This window comes from Lacinutrix neustonica (assembly GCF_026625145.1).
Taxonomy (GTDB): Bacteria; Bacteroidota; Bacteroidia; order Flavobacteriales; family Flavobacteriaceae; genus Lacinutrix; species Lacinutrix neustonica.
Genome location: NZ_CP113088.1, coordinates 511,487 through 528,803, shown reverse-complemented (window position 1 = coordinate 528,803; position 17,317 = coordinate 511,487). Strand labels below are relative to the sequence as shown.

14 protein-coding genes and 4 pseudogenes are annotated in these 17,317 nt (G+C 35.9%); 12 read left to right on the top strand and 6 right to left on the bottom strand.

All coding sequences use genetic code 11. From position 1 onward, the window contains the following. Positions 1-591: 591 nt before the first annotated feature. The 3 genes and pseudogenes from N7U66_RS02860 to panB all read right to left on the bottom strand — a co-directional run bounded on the left by N7U66_RS02860 (position 592) and on the right by panB (position 3,765). The gene (locus tag N7U66_RS02860) at positions 592-1,962 is read right to left on the bottom strand and encodes an aldehyde dehydrogenase (RefSeq protein ID WP_267677238.1); all 1,371 of its coding nucleotides are present in this window, start codon (positions 1,960-1,962) and stop codon (positions 592-594) included. 74 nt (positions 1,963-2,036) lie between these two features. Beyond that, the gene (locus N7U66_RS02855; protein ID WP_267677237.1) at positions 2,037-2,741 is read right to left on the bottom strand and encodes an RluA family pseudouridine synthase; all 705 of its coding nucleotides are present in this window, start codon (positions 2,739-2,741) and stop codon (positions 2,037-2,039) included. Positions 2,742-2,945: 204 nt separating this feature from the next. Then, positions 2,946-3,765 (bottom strand): annotated as a pseudogene (gene panB / locus N7U66_RS02850) (3-methyl-2-oxobutanoate hydroxymethyltransferase). A 101-nt stretch (positions 3,766-3,866) separates the two neighbouring features. Here panB and N7U66_RS02845 point away from each other — a divergent pair. Beyond that, positions 3,867-4,325, top strand: a complete 459-nt coding sequence (locus N7U66_RS02845; RefSeq protein WP_267677236.1) for a nuclear transport factor 2 family protein — start codon at positions 3,867-3,869, stop codon at positions 4,323-4,325. 80 nt (positions 4,326-4,405) lie between these two features. Here the strand turns inward: N7U66_RS02845 and N7U66_RS02840 are convergent. Continuing rightward, positions 4,406-5,829, bottom strand: a pseudogene (locus tag N7U66_RS02840) (L-serine ammonia-lyase). A gap of 246 nt (positions 5,830-6,075) precedes the next feature. Here N7U66_RS02840 and N7U66_RS02835 point away from each other — a divergent pair. Beyond that, positions 6,076-6,969: a neutral zinc metallopeptidase gene (locus tag N7U66_RS02835; protein ID WP_267677235.1), complete on the top strand. Its 894-nt coding sequence runs from the start codon at positions 6,076-6,078 to the stop codon at positions 6,967-6,969. Positions 6,970-7,094: 125 nt separating this feature from the next. Here the strand turns inward: N7U66_RS02835 and N7U66_RS02830 are convergent, their stop codons facing one another. Beyond that, complete coding sequence (locus N7U66_RS02830; RefSeq protein WP_267677234.1) at positions 7,095-7,625, bottom strand: collagen-like protein; 531 nt, start codon at positions 7,623-7,625, stop codon at positions 7,095-7,097. A 551-nt stretch (positions 7,626-8,176) separates the two neighbouring features. Here N7U66_RS02830 and N7U66_RS02825 point away from each other — a divergent pair. The 6 genes and pseudogenes from N7U66_RS02825 (at position 8,177) to N7U66_RS02800 (ending at position 13,088) form a co-directional block, all read left to right on the top strand. After that, positions 8,177-8,608 carry a hypothetical protein gene (locus tag N7U66_RS02825; RefSeq protein WP_267677233.1) on the top strand — a complete coding sequence of 144 codons (432 nt, stop codon included), beginning with the start codon at positions 8,177-8,179 and terminating at the stop codon, positions 8,606-8,608. Beyond that, positions 8,568-9,050, top strand: a complete 483-nt coding sequence (locus tag N7U66_RS02820) for a M48 family metalloprotease (RefSeq protein ID WP_267677232.1) — start codon at positions 8,568-8,570, stop codon at positions 9,048-9,050. The genes N7U66_RS02825 and N7U66_RS02820 overlap by 41 nt, the downstream gene beginning before the upstream one ends. Before the next feature lie 174 nt (positions 9,051-9,224). Then, positions 9,225-11,142 (top strand): annotated as a pseudogene (gene dnaK / locus N7U66_RS02815) (molecular chaperone DnaK). Positions 11,143-11,295: 153 nt separating this feature from the next. Then, the gene (locus N7U66_RS02810) at positions 11,296-11,673 is read left to right on the top strand and encodes a hypothetical protein (protein WP_267677231.1); all 378 of its coding nucleotides are present in this window, start codon (positions 11,296-11,298) and stop codon (positions 11,671-11,673) included. Next, the gene (locus tag N7U66_RS02805) at positions 11,633-11,821 is read left to right on the top strand and encodes a hypothetical protein (RefSeq protein ID WP_267677230.1); all 189 of its coding nucleotides are present in this window, start codon (positions 11,633-11,635) and stop codon (positions 11,819-11,821) included. The genes N7U66_RS02810 and N7U66_RS02805 overlap by 41 nt, the downstream gene beginning before the upstream one ends. A gap of 318 nt (positions 11,822-12,139) precedes the next feature. Beyond that, positions 12,140-13,088, top strand: a pseudogene (locus N7U66_RS02800) (NAD(P)H-dependent flavin oxidoreductase). Between the two features lie 50 nt (positions 13,089-13,138). On the opposite strand, the gene N7U66_RS02795 reads toward N7U66_RS02800, so the two are convergent. Then, positions 13,139-14,218, bottom strand: a complete 1,080-nt coding sequence (locus tag N7U66_RS02795) for an endonuclease (RefSeq protein ID WP_267677229.1) — start codon at positions 14,216-14,218, stop codon at positions 13,139-13,141. Between the two features lie 190 nt (positions 14,219-14,408). On the opposite strand from N7U66_RS02795, the gene N7U66_RS02790 reads away from it, so the two are divergent. The 4 genes from N7U66_RS02790 to N7U66_RS02775 all read left to right on the top strand — a co-directional run bounded on the left by N7U66_RS02790 (position 14,409) and on the right by N7U66_RS02775 (position 17,317). Next, positions 14,409-14,837, top strand: coding sequence for a hypothetical protein (locus N7U66_RS02790; protein WP_267677228.1), 429 nt, complete (start codon positions 14,409-14,411; stop codon positions 14,835-14,837). Further along, positions 14,828-15,682 carry a hypothetical protein gene (locus N7U66_RS02785; RefSeq protein ID WP_267677227.1) on the top strand — a complete coding sequence of 285 codons (855 nt, stop codon included), beginning with the start codon at positions 14,828-14,830 and terminating at the stop codon, positions 15,680-15,682. Before N7U66_RS02790 ends, N7U66_RS02785 begins: the two co-directional genes overlap by 10 nt. Before the next feature lie 295 nt (positions 15,683-15,977). Continuing rightward, on the top strand, positions 15,978-16,463 hold the full coding sequence (locus N7U66_RS02780) for a PAS domain-containing protein (protein WP_267677226.1): 486 nt from the start codon (positions 15,978-15,980) through the stop codon (positions 16,461-16,463). A gap of 344 nt (positions 16,464-16,807) precedes the next feature. Next, positions 16,808-17,317, top strand: a complete 510-nt coding sequence (locus N7U66_RS02775; protein WP_267677225.1) for a GTP-binding protein — start codon at positions 16,808-16,810, stop codon at positions 17,315-17,317.

Here is a 17,317-nt window from a genome sequence, read left to right as displayed (position 1 = left end):
TAAATGACATTCACCTTCCTTTGTTTAAAGAAAGGAGCGGATATGTTGATGATTTTGTTGTTAAGTGATTAATTATGAGTTGCCTTTATGTGTTTAGTGAGTACTCTGTTATGTATTTTGGTTTTCAGTATTATTTGTGTGGTATCTCTTTTATGCACTTACATTATAAAATAGCTGGCGCATTTTAGTTTCAAACCTTCCGAATTTTATAAATATCATCCACCTTCCTTTGTCTAAATGAAGGAGCGGATATGTTGATGATTTTGTTGTTAAGTGATTAATTATGAATTGCCTTTATGTGTTTTGTAAGTACTCTGTTATGTATTTTGGTTTTCAGTATTATTTGTGTGGTATCTCTTTTATGCACTTACATTATAAAATAGCTGGCGCATTTTAGGTTCAAACCATCCGAATGTCATAAATGACATCCACCTTCCTTTTTTTAAAGTAAGAAGCCGATTTATAGTTAAAAAATAATCCTTCTCAAGGGGATAATCTCAATGTCTCGAAGCTGGCTCTCCTCTTTTTTAAAGAGGAGATATGAATTCTAATTTTCCTTAGAAAATTAGAAGAAAAGAGGAGTTAAAATAGTTACATCCATTTTAAAAGCGTTCTAACAGTTTTAAGTTTCCCAGTATACGGCGCATAACGCACAGGTAAGTCTAACCAGTTTGCCTTTTTAACTACTGCTTTTTTGTGAGAAAACGTATCAAAAGACAATTGGCCATGGTACGCACCAATGCCACTATTACCCACACCACCAAAAGGTAATCTGTGATTTACAAAATGAATAACCGTGTCATTAATACAGCCACCACCAAAAGAGAATTGGGTGATTAGTTTCTTTGCGGCAGTCTGGTTGGTGCTAAACACGTACAATGCCAAGGGCTTGGCGTAGCGGTTTATAATGTTTTCTAGATCGCTAATTCCTTCGTAAGAAATTATGGGAAGAATGGGACCGAAGATCTCATCTTTCATCACTTCGCTATCTAATTTTGGTTCATCAATGAGCGTAGGGGCGATGTAGTAGGTTTCAGCATCTGTCGCGCCACCAATAATGCAATGTTCGTTCGCTAACATTTTAGACAAGCGCTCAAAATTATTTTGGTTTATGATACGGGCAAAATCGTGAGATGCTTTTGGGGTATCGGTATAGGCCTTTTCAATTTCTATTTGCATGGCCTTATAGAAAGCTTCTTTTTTCGAGGCTTGAATTAAGACGTAATCCGGCGCAATGCACGTTTGTCCGGCATTGATGAATTTACCCCAAACAATACGTTTTGCCGTTAAGGGGATATTAGCCGAGGCGTCAATAATACATGGGTTTTTCCCTCCCAGTTCTAAAGTCACCGGTGTTAAATGCTCAGCTGCCGCTTTGGCTACTATTTTACCCACCTTAACACTACCGGTAAAGAAAATATAATCCCATTTCTGAGCGAGTAACGTGGTCGAGACGTCTACACCGCCTTGCACTACACAAACATGTTCGGGTTTAAATACGGTTGATATAATCGCATTTAAAAGCGCGGCAGTATGCGTTGTTAATTCGCTGGGCTTTAAAATCACCGTGTTTCCTGCAGCGACTGCGGCAATTAATGGAGCCATGGCCAGTTGGTACGGGTAATTCCAAGGGGCAATAATTAACACGGCGCCATAAGGTTCAGAATACAATCGGTCTGTAGACGGAAAATTGAGTAATGCGGGCAGCACCCGTTTTGGTTTTGCCCAACGCATCATGTTTTTAATGGTGAGATCCAATTCAGACAAAACCACTTGCGTTTCTGTTAAAACCGATTCGAACGCGGGCTTTTTAAAATCTTTGTCTAAGGCTGCGATAATATCGTTCTCACGGTTGATTAATTCTGCTTTTAAACGTTTTAAGGCTGTTTTTCTAAACGCCACCACTTTGGTGTCACCAGTATCAAAATAGTTTTTTTGAGCACGTAATAATTCAGGAATCATAAGCTTCGATTTGGAGAGTAAGTTACGATTTCCTGTAAGGTTTTAAAAGGGGGCTGGTATAAAATAAAAAAGACTTATAAGCAGGCTTCCCGCACCGGATCTTTTGGTAAAGGCGCTGTAATATTTAGAGCCTCATTGGAAACCGGGTGAATGAATTGTATGTTTCTTGCGTGTAAACTAATACTGGCATCTTTATTTCTGCGATCGAAACCATATTTTAAATCCCCTTTTATGGGGCAACCTATGCTTGATAACTGTGAACGAATTTGATGATGTCGCCCCGTTTCAAGATTGACCTCTAATAAATAATAGTTATCCAAGGCCTTTAGCGTTTTATAATGTAGAATCGCCTTTTTACTTTCGGGCACCTCCTTAATATAAGCGGTCGATTTATTGTTTTTAGGATTTTTACGCAACCAATGTATCAATGTATCACTGGGTTTCTCGGGCGCATTTTTTACCAAAGCCCAATAGGTTTTAGAAATGTCTTTAGAGACAAATAATTTGTTTAAACGGGGTAATGCTTTACTGGTTTTAGAAAAAATCACCAAGCCTGTAGTGGGTCTGTCCAGCCGGTGCACGGTGCCTAAATACACATTTCCTGGTTTGTTATATTTCTCAGCAATGTACTCTTTTACCACATCACTCAAAGGCTTGTCGCCTGTTTTATCCCCTTGTACAATATCTCCGGCACGTTTATTAACCACAATGATGTGGTTGTCTTCGTAAATGACCTGAAGGTTAGAACTGTTGGATAGTATTTTTGATTGTTGGGTCACTGGAGGATTAGATTCTTGAATTATTAAATGGGCTAAATACTTGGGGTCGATTTAAATTTAGAAGTCACAGTATAAATTACAGAACTATACAATCTACTCTTTTTGTAAATTTCTAAATCTTTAAATCGATGCATGCTTTGTGTATTTTATTCATGGGAGTAAGTTTTGAAAATCTACCCCATCTAAAAATCGAAAGCCTTCAAATTAATATTGTTCCGAGTCATTTGGAAAATCACCACTCTTTACATCTTTACCATATTGATGAAACGCACTGGTCATCTCTTCATACAAATTCATATAGCGACGTAAAAACCGCGGATTGAATTCGTGTGTCATCCCAATCATATCATGGGTGACTAGTACTTGCCCATCAACCCCATTACCGGCACCAATTCCAATCACTGGAATAGAGACACTTTGCGCCACTTCTTCAGCCAGTTTTGCAGGTATTTTTTCTAAAACTATAGCAAAACAGCCCGCGCGTTCTAACATTAAAGCATCATCTTTAAGTTGTTGCGCTTCTTCGTCTTCCTTAGCTCTTACCGTGTAGGTGCCAAATTTATATATAGATTGTGGTGTTAAACCCAAATGGCCCATAACAGGAATACCCGCATTTAAGATGCGCTTGATGGAGTCCTTAACTTCACGACCACCTTCCATTTTCACCGCATGTCCTCCAGATTCTTTCATGATACGTATGGCAGAACGCAAGGCTTCTTTTGGATCACTCTCGGTAGCTTCCAAAAGGTAAATCGACCACCACTAAGGCACGTTCCGTAGCACGAATAACAGAAGAGGCATGATAAATCATTTGATCCGCAGTAATAGGTAAGGTCGTCTCATGACCCGCCATCACATTACTTGCAGAATCTCCAACCAAAATCACATCGATACCAGCGCCATCAACAATTTTAGCCATGGTATAATCGTAGGCCGTAAGCATTGATATTTTTTCACCCTTAGATTTCATATCCACTAAGGTTTTTACGGTAATTCTTTTGTAATCGTTTTTAGCTACTGACATTTAGTTAATTTTAAATTGGAGTGTAAAAATACTAAAATAAGTATATACCCTCGATTTTTATTTCCTTCTAAAAATCAATACATTGCAATAAATTTCGTTTTATGAACTACTATTTAGGACTCTTACTTTTTATTTGTTTTGGAAGTATATCTGCCCAAACAGATATAGAAACCGAAGTAAAACAAACCATTACTACTTTTTTTGAAGGTTTCCATAAACAGGATAGTACGATTATTAAAAGTGTGATTTATAAAGACGTGATCCTTCAGTCCATTGGGAAAAATAGAGCGGGAATTATACAATTGGAGACACAAGATTTCCCAAAATTTTTAAAATCCATCGTTGCTATTCCAAAAGATCAGTCATTTGAAGAAAAGCTATTGCGTTATCACATTCAAGTCGATGGAAATATGGCCAATGCATGGACGGACTATACATTTTGGTTCAATGGCGTGTTCAGTCATTGTGGCGTTAATTCTTTTCAGTTGATTAAAGAAAACGATCAATGGAAAATTTTCTATTTAGTAGATACGCGTAGGCGAGAGGATTGTGACAATTAATGTATTGCCCTAATTCCAGTATTGTTTTATCAAGCGTTTATGAGAGCCAATCACTACGACGGTATATAAGATTTCTTATTTTAACAGTCAGACAGACTGACCCTAACAGCTAAGCCACCTTCACTCGTTTCCTTATACTTCGTATTCATATCTTTTGCCGTTTCCCACATGGTATCAATAACTTTGTCTAAAGGGACTTTTACATTTTTAGGATCGGTCTCTAAAGCCAATTCAGCAGCGTTTATGGCTTTAATCGCACCCATAGAGTTACGTTCTATACAAGGTATTTGCACCAAACCAGCAATGGGATCACAGGTTAAACCTAAGTGATGTTCCATGGCAATTTCAGCAGCAATCATGACTTGTTCGGAGAACCTCCTAAAAGCTCGCATAAGGCAGCCGCGGCCATAGCAGACGACACACCAATTTCGGCCTGACATCCACCCATGGCAGCACTTATGGTTGCTCCCTTTTTAAAGAGACTACCAATCTCACTGGCCACTAATAAGAATTTTTTAATGTGATTAAAGTCGGCCTCATGATTTTCAATCACCAGATAATACATTAAAACCGATGGAATAACACCCGCACTCCCGTTTGTAGGGGCCGTAACGACCCGGCCTAGGGCCGCATTTACTTCATTAACACTTAAAGCAAAACAGCTCACCCATTTTAAAATTTGCCTAAATTTTACTTCACTTTGTCTAATACTTTCTAGCCAATCTTGAGGGGTTACATAGGGTATTTCAATGTTTAAACCTTTGTGCATGTCAAAAGCACGACGGCGTACATTTAAGCCGCCGGGCAAATTGCCTTCGGTATGACAGCCTATAAACATACACTCTAGCATGGTTTGCCGATTTTGTTTAATTCAAAATTGATGTCTTCTTCCGAGCGAAGTGATTTTTCATTTTCATAAACAATCTCAGAAATGGATTTATTTTCAGCGATACAAAACGCTAACAACTCTGACGCTTTAACGACAGGGAAGGGGAATTCCTTTTTTAATTCGGTGTTTTCCTTATGTACCGTACGTTCTTCTTTTACAACAAAACCACCACCTATAGAGTAAAAGGTAGAAGTGTGGATCATTTTTTCGTTTGAATAGGCCTTAAAAGTAAGCCCATTGGCATGAAAAGGAAGAAATTCTCTATTAAATTTTATATCCGTTTTTGGAATAAAATCTATTATTTTTTCATTATTTAAAACTAATTTTTCGGTATTATTTATTGAAGCGATGATAATATCAATCGTTTCTGTAGGAATAATCTCTCGGATCTGAACCACTTAGTCCTAACATAAGCGCAAGATCTGTAGCATGGCCTTTTCCAGTTAATGACAATGAGCCGTATAAATCTACAGTTACTCGATTAACATTATTGAAAACGTCTTCATCTTTCAACTCATACAACCAGCGTTCGGCAGCACGCCAAGGTCCTAAAGTATGGGAGCTAGAGGGGCCTACACCTATTTTTAACATGTCGAAAACCGAAATACATTCCATAATTGTGAAAACGTTTTATTGGGGCAAATATACTTTACATTTTTATACTTTTTCAATAAAGTCAGGGCTATAATAAAGAGAATTTATTGGGCACAAAACAGACGAAAGACTAAAAAAAAGGACAAAATCCTAACATATTAATATTCTTAAAAAATTGTTAATATTTTATGATTTTGTAATAAAATTTAGTTTAAAATTGTCATATCTATAACACATTGATTATTAATGTTTAACTAATAGCAAAAAATGAAAACAACAAAAACCAACAATTTATTTTTAATGGGTGTATTTACCTTAGCAACTGTATTGTCATGCAGTACAGATGAGAATGAAACAGAAGCGCCAATGGAAGCTGTGATCTTCGAAAAAATTGATGAATCCATTTCTGAAACTCAAAAAGAGTGCGGTTATGTGGATGGAAATTGGAGTAGTACCGCTTATTTAACCACAAATTGGGGGTCGACGACTAAAACAAATTTCATGAACAGCCAAAACAGTAAAATTGCTGCGGTATGGGGAAGACCAGCAGTAACCTTGCGTTTGGTTAAAGATAATTCTAATCCAGGATCTACTTATAATGCGTTGTCTTATGGTTCGGGTAAAATTTATTATGGAGACGCCATTTATAAAGATGCTTTATCTAAAGGCGGGAACATTGTAAACGCAATGATCTTAGCTCACGAATTTGGTCACCAGTTACAGTTCACTTACAATTATCCATCAGTAAACGAAAATACAGCAAGAGCTGGTGAATTAGAGGCAGATGGTATGGCAGGCTATTATTTAAGACGACCTACTGGGTATAATAAAACCAGTTTTTCACAAATAGCAAGTGCTTATGATTTCGCAGCATCTATTGGCGATAATTGTACAACCTGTCCTAGTCACCATGGAAAAGATTATCAAAGACGTTCTGCAGTACGTTTAGGGTTCTTATTGGGAGCTTACAGTTTAAATGCCTCTAGTTTTGATTACAACTTTTTCTATTATTATTCAGGCGTGTTAAATGGACAATATAGACAGGTAAACTCAGAGTATTTTGATGCTAAGTTAGATGCCTACATTCGTTCGCATATCGATGAACTTGCTAGAATTCAAAGTGGAGAAATGACAGACGAAGAATATTTCGAATTGGAGTAATGCTCAAACTTCAATAAAACAAAAAAACCGGAACATTTAATTGTTCCGGTTTTTTTATGTGATTCACTAAGTTCATCTACTGAACAAATCAGTCTGTGTAGTATGTAAAGAGTGTCTAAACGGAGTTATTTTTTTTCAAAACGCTCTATTCTACTATAGCCCATAACCGCTTCCAGATCTGAAAGATCTACGCGATTTAAGCCATCTACATTATCAGCAGGAACAACTACTACTCTAAAAATTTGGTTTTGCGTGTAAGATGCATCTAAGGTTCCAAAATCGATAGTACCGTCTAAAAACAGCCTTACATCACTTTGGGTGAAATCAAAGTTGTACGTTAATGTTCCGGTATTAAATTCGACATTTTGTGGTGTTAACCTCCAAATATCTTGCCCGTTGATCGTATCCCGGAGTAAATAAACTAAAGTAACATCAGAAGGAAAGACTTCAAATCCATAAGGTTCAAAAATCTCATAGTTATTAGCGGCATTAAAATTAACTTCTACTTCAAAAGCACTGGAAACAATAAGTCCGCCATCTTGGCCATTAGCTCCATCGAAACCATCAAAGCCATCCCTTCCCGGAGGGCCTTGGCTGCCTTGACAAGCGGTTAATAATAGGCCAAAAACGAATACTACTGATAAGAGTTTTTTCATAATATTTTTTTTTAAAGGTACTAAGACCTTTTTAATTAGTGGTGATATACATTTGCTTATTACTTATCATATATTGTACCAAATTAATTTCTATGATTTAAACGCAGTTTTTAACACGAATAACTGTTAATCTTTAATACTTGCTTTTTATCTATGGCTTTCCACGCTATCTCTTATAAATTAATTAGATACCGCGGCATTTTAATCTTAGATACTACTGGTGTAAGGTAGTGTCCGTTGGTCTGCTGCTCTTGAACAAATTTGCGCATCACTATTTGAAACTTTAATTTTCTCTTATTTATATGATATAATGAGTGTAACCTATTGACAACTAGTGTAGTCGGTTTATTTATTAATTAACTGACCAATCGTTAAACCGTAGTCAATTCCCGATGAATGTTGGCGGTGCTTTTGTTCTTAAAAAATCGTTAAAGAATTATCAATTTAACTGGATTATTTTACTTAGAATTGTCAAATGTTTAACGAATTAATCAATAATATGACTAATTCATAATTTAATTTAAATGAGAATATATAATAGAAACAAAATTGTGTTTACAGGACTTTTAGCCATGGCGACATTTTTTTCTTGCAGTAATGAAGAAGAAGATATGGTTGTTGAAGAAAATAATGTTTCGGCAGATAAACTTTATGATATTCATTCCTTCAATGATGGTTTAAAGGATTGTAGTTATATTGATAATAATTGGGGGCAAAATGCATATTATGATTATACCATGGTTAATCAGACTCAAACGAATTTCTTATTCAACCAAAACACAAAAATTGCAAGCGTCTTTAATATAAGTACGGTACCAACTGCATTTGTACATGATAACTCAGGGAGCACCTATAATGCTATTTCTTACGGACAAGGGTACATCTTATTTGGAGAAGACATTTATAGAGAGGCATTATCTAAAGGCCGAGATAGTACCAGCGATGATTCAAGCTCACGAAGTAGGGCACCAATTACAATTTAGAAATGGATTTCCTTCAAGGAGAGAGAATACAGCAAGAGCTCAAGAGTTGGAAGCCGATGGTTTTGCAGGGTATTATATGCGTAAGCCTGCAGGATACAATGCAACATGGCAACAAGCTGGTCCAGCGTTTCAATTTGCTTATCAAATTGGAGATAATGGCGTAAATAATCCTGGTCACCATGGTACACCAGCTCAAAGAAGATCTGCAACACGTTTAGGGTGGTACTTAGGAGAGAACAACTTGACTGTTTCAAATTTTGATTACTATTTCTTTTATTACTATGATCAGTATGTATTACCTGCAACTTTAAAAATGAATATGGATAAACCAGCTGACATTGATAATAAGGTTCACGAATTCATACTTTCTAAAGTAGAAGAACTTAGAAAAATTAATAGTGGAGAAATGACACAAGAAGAATTTGAACAGTTAGAAGACTAAATACAAGTCATTCAGTAATCCCTTTAAATAGGCTACCAACATATGGTAGCCTATTTTATTTTTATGACATCGTGTCAGTCATTTTGGCTTGGCATAATCATTGACTTAATCCTAACGTAAATAATAATAAAAACACATTTCCGCATTAGCGGTAAACTAAAACAAATAAAAATTATGAGTAAGATTATTGGAATCGATTTAGGAACTACCAACTCTTGCGTTTCTGTAATGGAAGGTAACGAGCCAGTAGTTATCCCTAATGCGGAAGGAAAAAGAACAACTCCTTCGGTAATTGCCTTTGTAGAAGGTGGAGAAATTAAAGTTGGAGATCCAGCAAAAAGACAAGCGGTAACAAACCCAACTAAAACAGTTTATTCAATTAAGCGTTTTATGGGTAACAAGTATTCTGAGTCTAAAAAAGAAGCAGAACGCGTACCTTATAAAGTAGTAAAAGGAGATAATGACACACCACGTGTTGATATTGATGGTCGTTTATATACGCCACAAGAATTATCTGCTATGATACTTCAAAAAATGAAAAAAACAGCTGAAGATTACTTAGGTACTTCAGTGAGTGAAGCAGTAATTACTGTTCCTGCTTATTTTAATGATGCACAGCGTCAAGCGACTAAAGAAGCTGGTGAAATTGCAGGTTTAAAAGTACGTCGTATTATCAACGAGCCAACAGCAGCAGCTTTAGCTTATGGTATGGACAAAAAAGGAACAGACCAAAAAATAGTAGTGTTTGATTTTGGAGGAGGAACACATGATGTTTCTATCTTAGAATTGGGTGATGGTGTCTTTGAAGTATTATCAACAGATGGTGATACACACTTAGGTGGTGATGATGTCGATCAAAAAATTATTGATTGGTTAGCTGATGAGTTTAATAACGAAGAAGGAATGGACTTAAGAAAAGATCCAATGTCTTTACAACGTATTAAAGAAGCTGCAGAAAAAGCGAAGATTGAATTATCTTCTTCAGAGCAGACTGAAATCAATTTACCATACATTACAGCAACAGCAAGTGGACCAAAACACTTAGTACGTACATTAACACGTTCTAAATTCGAACAGTTAATTGATGATTTAGTTAAAAGAACAATAGAGCCTTGTCAAACAGCGTTAAAAGCAGCAGGATTATCAAAATCTGATATTGATCAGATTATATTAGTAGGAGGGTCTACACGTATTCCAGCAGTACAGGAAGCTGTAGAAAAATTCTTTGGAAAAGCACCAAGTAAAGGTGTGAATCCTGATGAAGTTGTTTCTTTAGGAGCAGCCATTCAAGGTGGAGTACTTACAGGAGATGTTAAAGATGTATTACTTTTAGATGTAACACCTTTATCATTAGGTATAGAAACAATGGGTAACGTGATGACGAAACTTATTGAAGCCAATACAACGATTCCTACAAAAAAATCACAGGTATTCTCAACGGCAGCAGACAACCAACCTTCAGTAGAAATTCACGTGTTACAAGGTGAAAGAGCAATGGCTGGAGATAATAAAACAATAGGACGTTTTCACTTAGATGGTATTCCACCAGCACAAAGAGGAACACCGCAAATTGAAGTAACGTTTGATATTGATGCTAACGGAATCATAAAGGTTTCAGCTACAGATAAAGCAACGAACAAGACACAAGATATTCGTATTGAAGCGTCTTCTCGGTTTAACTGAAGAAGAAATTAAAGCGATGAAAGCAGATGCTGAAGCAAATGCTGAGGCCGATGCCAAAGCTGCAGAAAATGCTAAGAAATTAAACGAAGCAGATTCTATGATTTTCCAAACGGAAAAGCAATTAACTGAGTTTGGTGATAAATTATCTGATGATAAGAAAAAACCAATCGAAGATGCTTTAGCTGAATTAAAAACAGCATACGAAACGAAAGATATTGCAGTTATTGAGCCAGCGTTAGAAAAAATTAACGAAGCTTGGAAAGTAGCAAGTGAAGAAATGTACAAGGCACAAGCAGACGCTCAAGGAGGAGCAGAGCAAGCTGGTCCTACAGATGCAGGAGCAGGAGCTAAAGGTCAAGAAGCTAGCGAAAGTGATGTGGAAGACGTAGATTTCGAAGAAGTGAAATAAATAATTTAGTGTTTTCATACTAAAAACGCAATCATTCATATGGTTGCGTTTTTTTTTTTGACCTATTATTTTAAAAAATAACCAATTATTATTTTTAAAAATTGATGATATTTTAAAATTTTATAGATTTGTGACCATAAACCCAAATGTATTATGAAAAAATTAAACGTATTACTTATTGCCTTATTTCTCGTGTTATCTGCATGTACTAGTGATGACGACACTACAGATGCGCCTATTGCATCTGAAAGTATTCTAGGAACGTGGATCGGTCAAGATGTTGATTATACAGGAGCATCAACGACAACAGGCCAAGGCCAAAGTATCAATTCTACTTTTGTAGGAGAAGCTTATGATGTTGACTACACATTAACTTTCACAGAAGACCCAAATCAAGTGGTGTCAAATGGTTCTTATAGTATTGAATTAACAACGACAACCTTAGGACAAACACAAACCAACACAGTAGAAAACCTAGAGTTTTTAGGGAATGGTTCCTGGAGTCTATCTCGGAAACCAATTAACTATTGATAATGATGGTGAAATTTCTGTAGCAACTGTTTTAGAAGTTACAGCAACTACTTTAAAATTAAGTTATAGGCAAACAGAGGAGAGTATAGTACAAGGTTTTAAAGTGACCACTTTTGTTGATGTAATTATGACCTACACTAGAATGTAATTTTATTTATTATTTTACTGCGCAATCATTCATTTGATTGCGTTTTTTTTGTTTTATAATTTGGCTCTTAATACAACTGTGAAACCCAATGTAAAACTGAGCTTGTCGAAGACTTTTCTCGCTTATTTAAATGTTTTTTTTAGCTTGAAAAACTTCGACAAGCTTAGAGATACAAATGGGATATGATTAGTCTTTATAACAATTATGCACGCATAATAAATTAATCATTATATTTGTACGTGTTCTTTTATTTAAGAACAATACAATTATTCTGTTTAATAAAATACATTCCTAATTTATATGGGAATAATAAAAAATATGCAAACCAAACTTACACAGCTCCTAAATATTAAATACCCAATCATTCAAGCTCCAATGTTTTTGGTCTCTAACGTGGCCATGGTAACCGAGGCCATGAAAGGGGGGATTGCAGGATGTATTCCAGCTCTAAACTATAGAACTTTAGAGGAATTGCGTGCTGCCATTCAAGAACTGAAAGCGAATAAAGTAGAAGGAGGCTCCTTTGGCTTTAATTTAATCGTGAATAAATCAAACTTAAAGTATAAGGGACAGTTAGAAGTGCTGTGCCAAGAAGGGTGCGATTTTATTATTACTTCTTTAGGAAGTCCGGAAGAAACTATTAAACAAGCACATAAAGTTGGGATTAAAGTGTTTTGCGATGTTACCGATTTACATTTTGCTGAAAAAGTACAACAACTAGGCGCCGATGCGGCGATTGCAGTAAATAATGAAGCAGGCGGACACCGAGGGAATTTATCTCCAAAAGAATTAACAAACCTATTAAGTGAAAAATTAGATATCCCAGTTATTTCAGCGGGAGGTGTAGGGCACAAGGGCGATATCGACAAAATGATAAGTTATGGTGCTGCGGGTGTTTCAGTGGGAAGCCCTTTTATTGCTTCTGTAGAAGCAGGTGTGACCGACGAATACAAACAGGCTTGTGTCGATTACGGCTCAGAAGATATCATCATGACACAACGTATTTCACGGTACGCCCTGTACAGTAATTAACACCCCTTATGTTCAAAAAATAGGAACCAAAGAGTCTTGGTTGGAATCGGTATTAAATAAAAATAAAAAGCTAAAAAAGTGGGTTAAAATGATTCGCTTTTCAATAGGTATGAAAGCGACTGAAAATGCAGCTAAAAAAGCGACGTATAAAACGGTATGGGTTGCTGGTCCTAGTATTGAACATACCAAAGCGATTCTACCTGTGAAAGATATCATAGCAAAGTTGGTTCAGTAACAAGTTATTAATTGCTTAATAATGTAAACTTAGATATTTTTTTATAGAGATTAGTTTATAATTATTCTTTTTGAAATCACTTGGTTTTCAGATACCATGTGAATCATATATATGCCATGTAATTGTGAGACATTGATGCTGTTACTGTCATTATCAACTCTTGTTTGTAACACCTTTCTTCCAGTCATATCATAAATAGAGAGCTTCGTTTTGGAGTCTAATCCGGTAATATTTATAATATTAGAAGCAGGGTTAGGGTAAATAGTAACGTATGTATCCTTGAATGTGGTAAGACTTAAAACCTGATCTATAGGCCAATCTACACCAATGGCTGTGCCCCGGAGATGTTCCGCTAACTCAGGATAATCTATAAAAGGGTTTCTATTATGTTGATAAGCATAATAAATGATGTCATTTCTATTTTCTTCCCAGGCATCAACAGGATCATTACGGTGCCAATCCATTAAAGTAGACCACACGCCATGTACAGGCTCATTATTTCCATTTGGGAGCATCCATTCAGTAGGTTCTAAATCGGGATATGCGTCCAGGCCTTCGTAACGAACAACCATATAAAACAACATTCTTGCAACATCGCCCTTAACATCATCACGAGGCTCAAAAGACCAATCCACGGTGTCTGTTTGTGAACCTGTAATATTGCCCCATTTATCGGTTACATTTTGACAATTGGAGCAATTATTAAAACTCCTATTGTTGCGTATACTATTTGTAGTGTTATCTAAAGGCCTTAACGCGTGAACATCTGTTCCAGGTCCCCTAGTCGTACCAAAGTCACCACGCGATTTGGCCCAAACGTGCTCTCTAGTCCAACCATTTCCCGAATTATATTCTTGAGCAGCATCTACAGAGACTCCTGAATAAATAAGGACGACATTATTTACATTATTTGGATCTCTATCGGTATCTTTTAAAATATCCCACACGTCTGTGTTGGTACTCGTGTAAGAGAATTCGATGTGATTATCTATAATATTATTTAACTCAAATTTGAGGCTATCATCCGCTAAATTTTCAGCACTTTCATAATAGTCTATAGGAATTTGAGCAAAAATGAGATGGGTAAACAGAAGGGCTGTTACCAAAGAGGAATGTGATTTTGGAGTCATATTTGTAGGTTAAAGGGATAGTACTCATATGTTTATACTTGGGATAGCAATTATAAGATAATTTTGAAGGTATTTACTATAAAACACAAATTATTTAGAATTTATTTCGTATAAGTTAAAAAGTATTTTTAATAGGCTTTCTCTTTTCGTTTTTTACACTTTACTTTGTATAATCTGCTAAAAGAAAACAATGTTGAAGAAAATTGGTTTATTTATAGGTATTATTATTGTCGTTTTTGTGGGGCTAATTTATTGGTCCTTGTCAGGTACTGAAGAAGAATTTAAGACCGCCAAAATTGTTGGAATGCATAATATTGAAACGGTAAATTTTCGAACGTTAGACTCTGTTTTAATTGCGGCTAGCACGCTTTATGAAGCCGATGAAATTAAACGTCTTATGCAAGGCGAACACTATCGAGAAGCTTGGGAGACTCCTATAAAAGTACCCGTATTATTTTTAGATTCCCTAAAGGGAGGGATGGAAGTTTTAAAAAAAGGTGGCGGCAAGCAAACTCAATCTTTGAAATTAAAATCGCATAAAGGTGTTGAATATACCATAAGAAGTATAAATAAGAACCCAAAAGCTTTAATCCCTGACTTTGCGGAACCTTGGGGTTAGAAAACATTATTGTCGATGGTATTTCTGCACAACATCCTTATGGAGCTGTATTAGCTGCAGAATTATCAAAACAAGCCAACCTATTGAGCACACATCCCAAAATAGTGTTCGTTCCTAAACAAAAAATACTAGGGAAATACAATGAAGAATACGGCAATCGTCTATTTCTTTTGGAGTATGAAACGAATAGCCATGGCAATTGGACCACATTTAAAAATGTTATTGAGATTATTGCGACAGACGATTTACAAGAACTAAAAGTAGACTATGGTAAAAATATTTCTATTGATAAACCAACATTAATAAGAGCCCGGTTGTTTGACTTCCTTATTGGAGATTGGGATAGACATGCTAAGCAATGGGGATGGATGGTTCAAAAGGAAAATGAAAAATACAGGGCGATACCAATAGCGGGAGACCGTGATAATGCTTTTTTTAAAACAGAAGGGGTCATACCAACAATATTAAGCAACGAAAACATTGTTCCTGAGTTGCGACCGTTCACCAAAGAAATAGAGTATATGCCTGGGTTAGTGTACCCTTTTGATCGCTATTTTTTATACCGTACATCGGATTCCCTTTTTGTAATGGAAGCTCAAAACCTTCAGCAACTACTAACTGATAATGTACTACAGGAGGCTCTTAGGGTTTGGCCAAAAGAAATTTCACATTTGGATGGTCAAGAGATTATAGAAAAAATAAAAGCCGGACGCGAGCATCTTGTCGAATATGCTAAAGAATTTAAAAGAATTATAGATGAACAAGGCCTTCTAAATGAGCCCTTAAAAGGCTCTAAAAATCTTAATTTGCCTGATCATTTAATTAAATGTTTCGATTGTAATTAATAAAGAGACATCACATACGTCTTTTACAATAACCCCATAGCATTTCCCTTAGAGATAAATACTATATTTGCTGCTATTAAGATGGTTTAGAAAGCTGTAAACAGGGTTTGTGATAAAATCATCAACTGTCGCGCATCGGTTTAATAATAGTGGTAATTATAAGGCAAATGACTTACCTTAATTAAATGACAGCCATAATGCTACAGCGAAATAGGGCGTATTGATAGTTATTAGTCGCGTACTTATTTCTCTTCAACGTCTGTTTCGTGCCACCTAAATTTAAAAATGAGACCAAATGAAAAATACACCGCTTAGGGCACCATTAAAGAGTTGGGATTTGTATGCTCTATATCTTCAAAGGCAAGCAGAAGCATTTACTACAAATACTGAAATTGAAATACTCAATGAGTTTAAAGAAAAGTTTAATTGGTCTTTTGATGTTGAAAAAGCACTGAAGGAAAATACATTTGAAGCGATTGTATTAACAAATATAGATCAAGAGATTCAATGGGTTAATAAAGGTTTTGTGCAAATGACAGGTTATGCTGCCAATTATTCAAAAGGAAAGCGGCCTAAGTTTTTACAAGGAGAAAATTCTTCAATAGCCGCTTTAAAAGTAATAAGAGATAATATAAAAAAGGAACTTCATTTTAAAGAACGCGTTATAAACTATAGAAAAAATGGACAAGAGTACGTTTGTGATATCGAAATTTTCCCTTTAAAAAATGAAGCGGGCAAGGTTTCTCATTTGTTAGCTTTAGAAAATGAAGTTTATAATTGAGATGCATATGCGCTAAGTATAACAGTAACTTAAAACAGAGAAAGTAAGTTTATTCAGTTTTTTAGCCAGGTCATATTGTGAATGAAAGCTTAAAAAAATAGTTGAAGTATTGATTTCTGATTTTAAAAAAATTAAAAACGCTTAACAACTAGTATAAAATACCTTTGATGAGATGGGCTGCCTATACAAACGATTTTAGATCAAGAGAATAGTATCTACAATGACTACAATAAGTAAGCTAAAGCGAAAGTAAAAACCAACTAACTAACCTTTAAAAATATACCTCCTAAAAAAATAGGTCATACAAAAAAGGGGGATCTGCTTAGATCTCCACTGCCGAACTTATGTTAGATAAAACAGTTTTAACTATAGGGATTTTAGCCCATGTAGATGCTGGGAAGACTTCAATTACCGAGTGTCTGCTGCATCATTCAGGGGCAACCACATCTCAGGGTAGTGTAGATAAAGGTTCTGCTATTACCGATGGGTTAGCCATGGAGAAAAGTAGAGGGATTTCTATCAAAGCATCGGCCGTTAATTTCTCTTGGAAGCACAACGAATTCCAGCTGGTAGATACACCAGGGCATGTTGATTTTTCTGCTGAAGTAGATCGTTCGCTTTCCATATTGGATGCTGTAATACTAGTGGTTTCTGCAAAAGAAGGCGTGCAAGCTCACACGCTTAACTTATGGGAGCGCTTGATGGAGCGTAAATTACCTGTCATCATTTTCTTTAATAAAATCGATCGGGATGGAGTAGATACAGCGCAGGTTTTTTTAGATTTTCAAATAGAATTAGGCGCTGCCCTTTTCGCACTAAACTTCCCCGATTTATCTGATCCGAGACAAACCTAA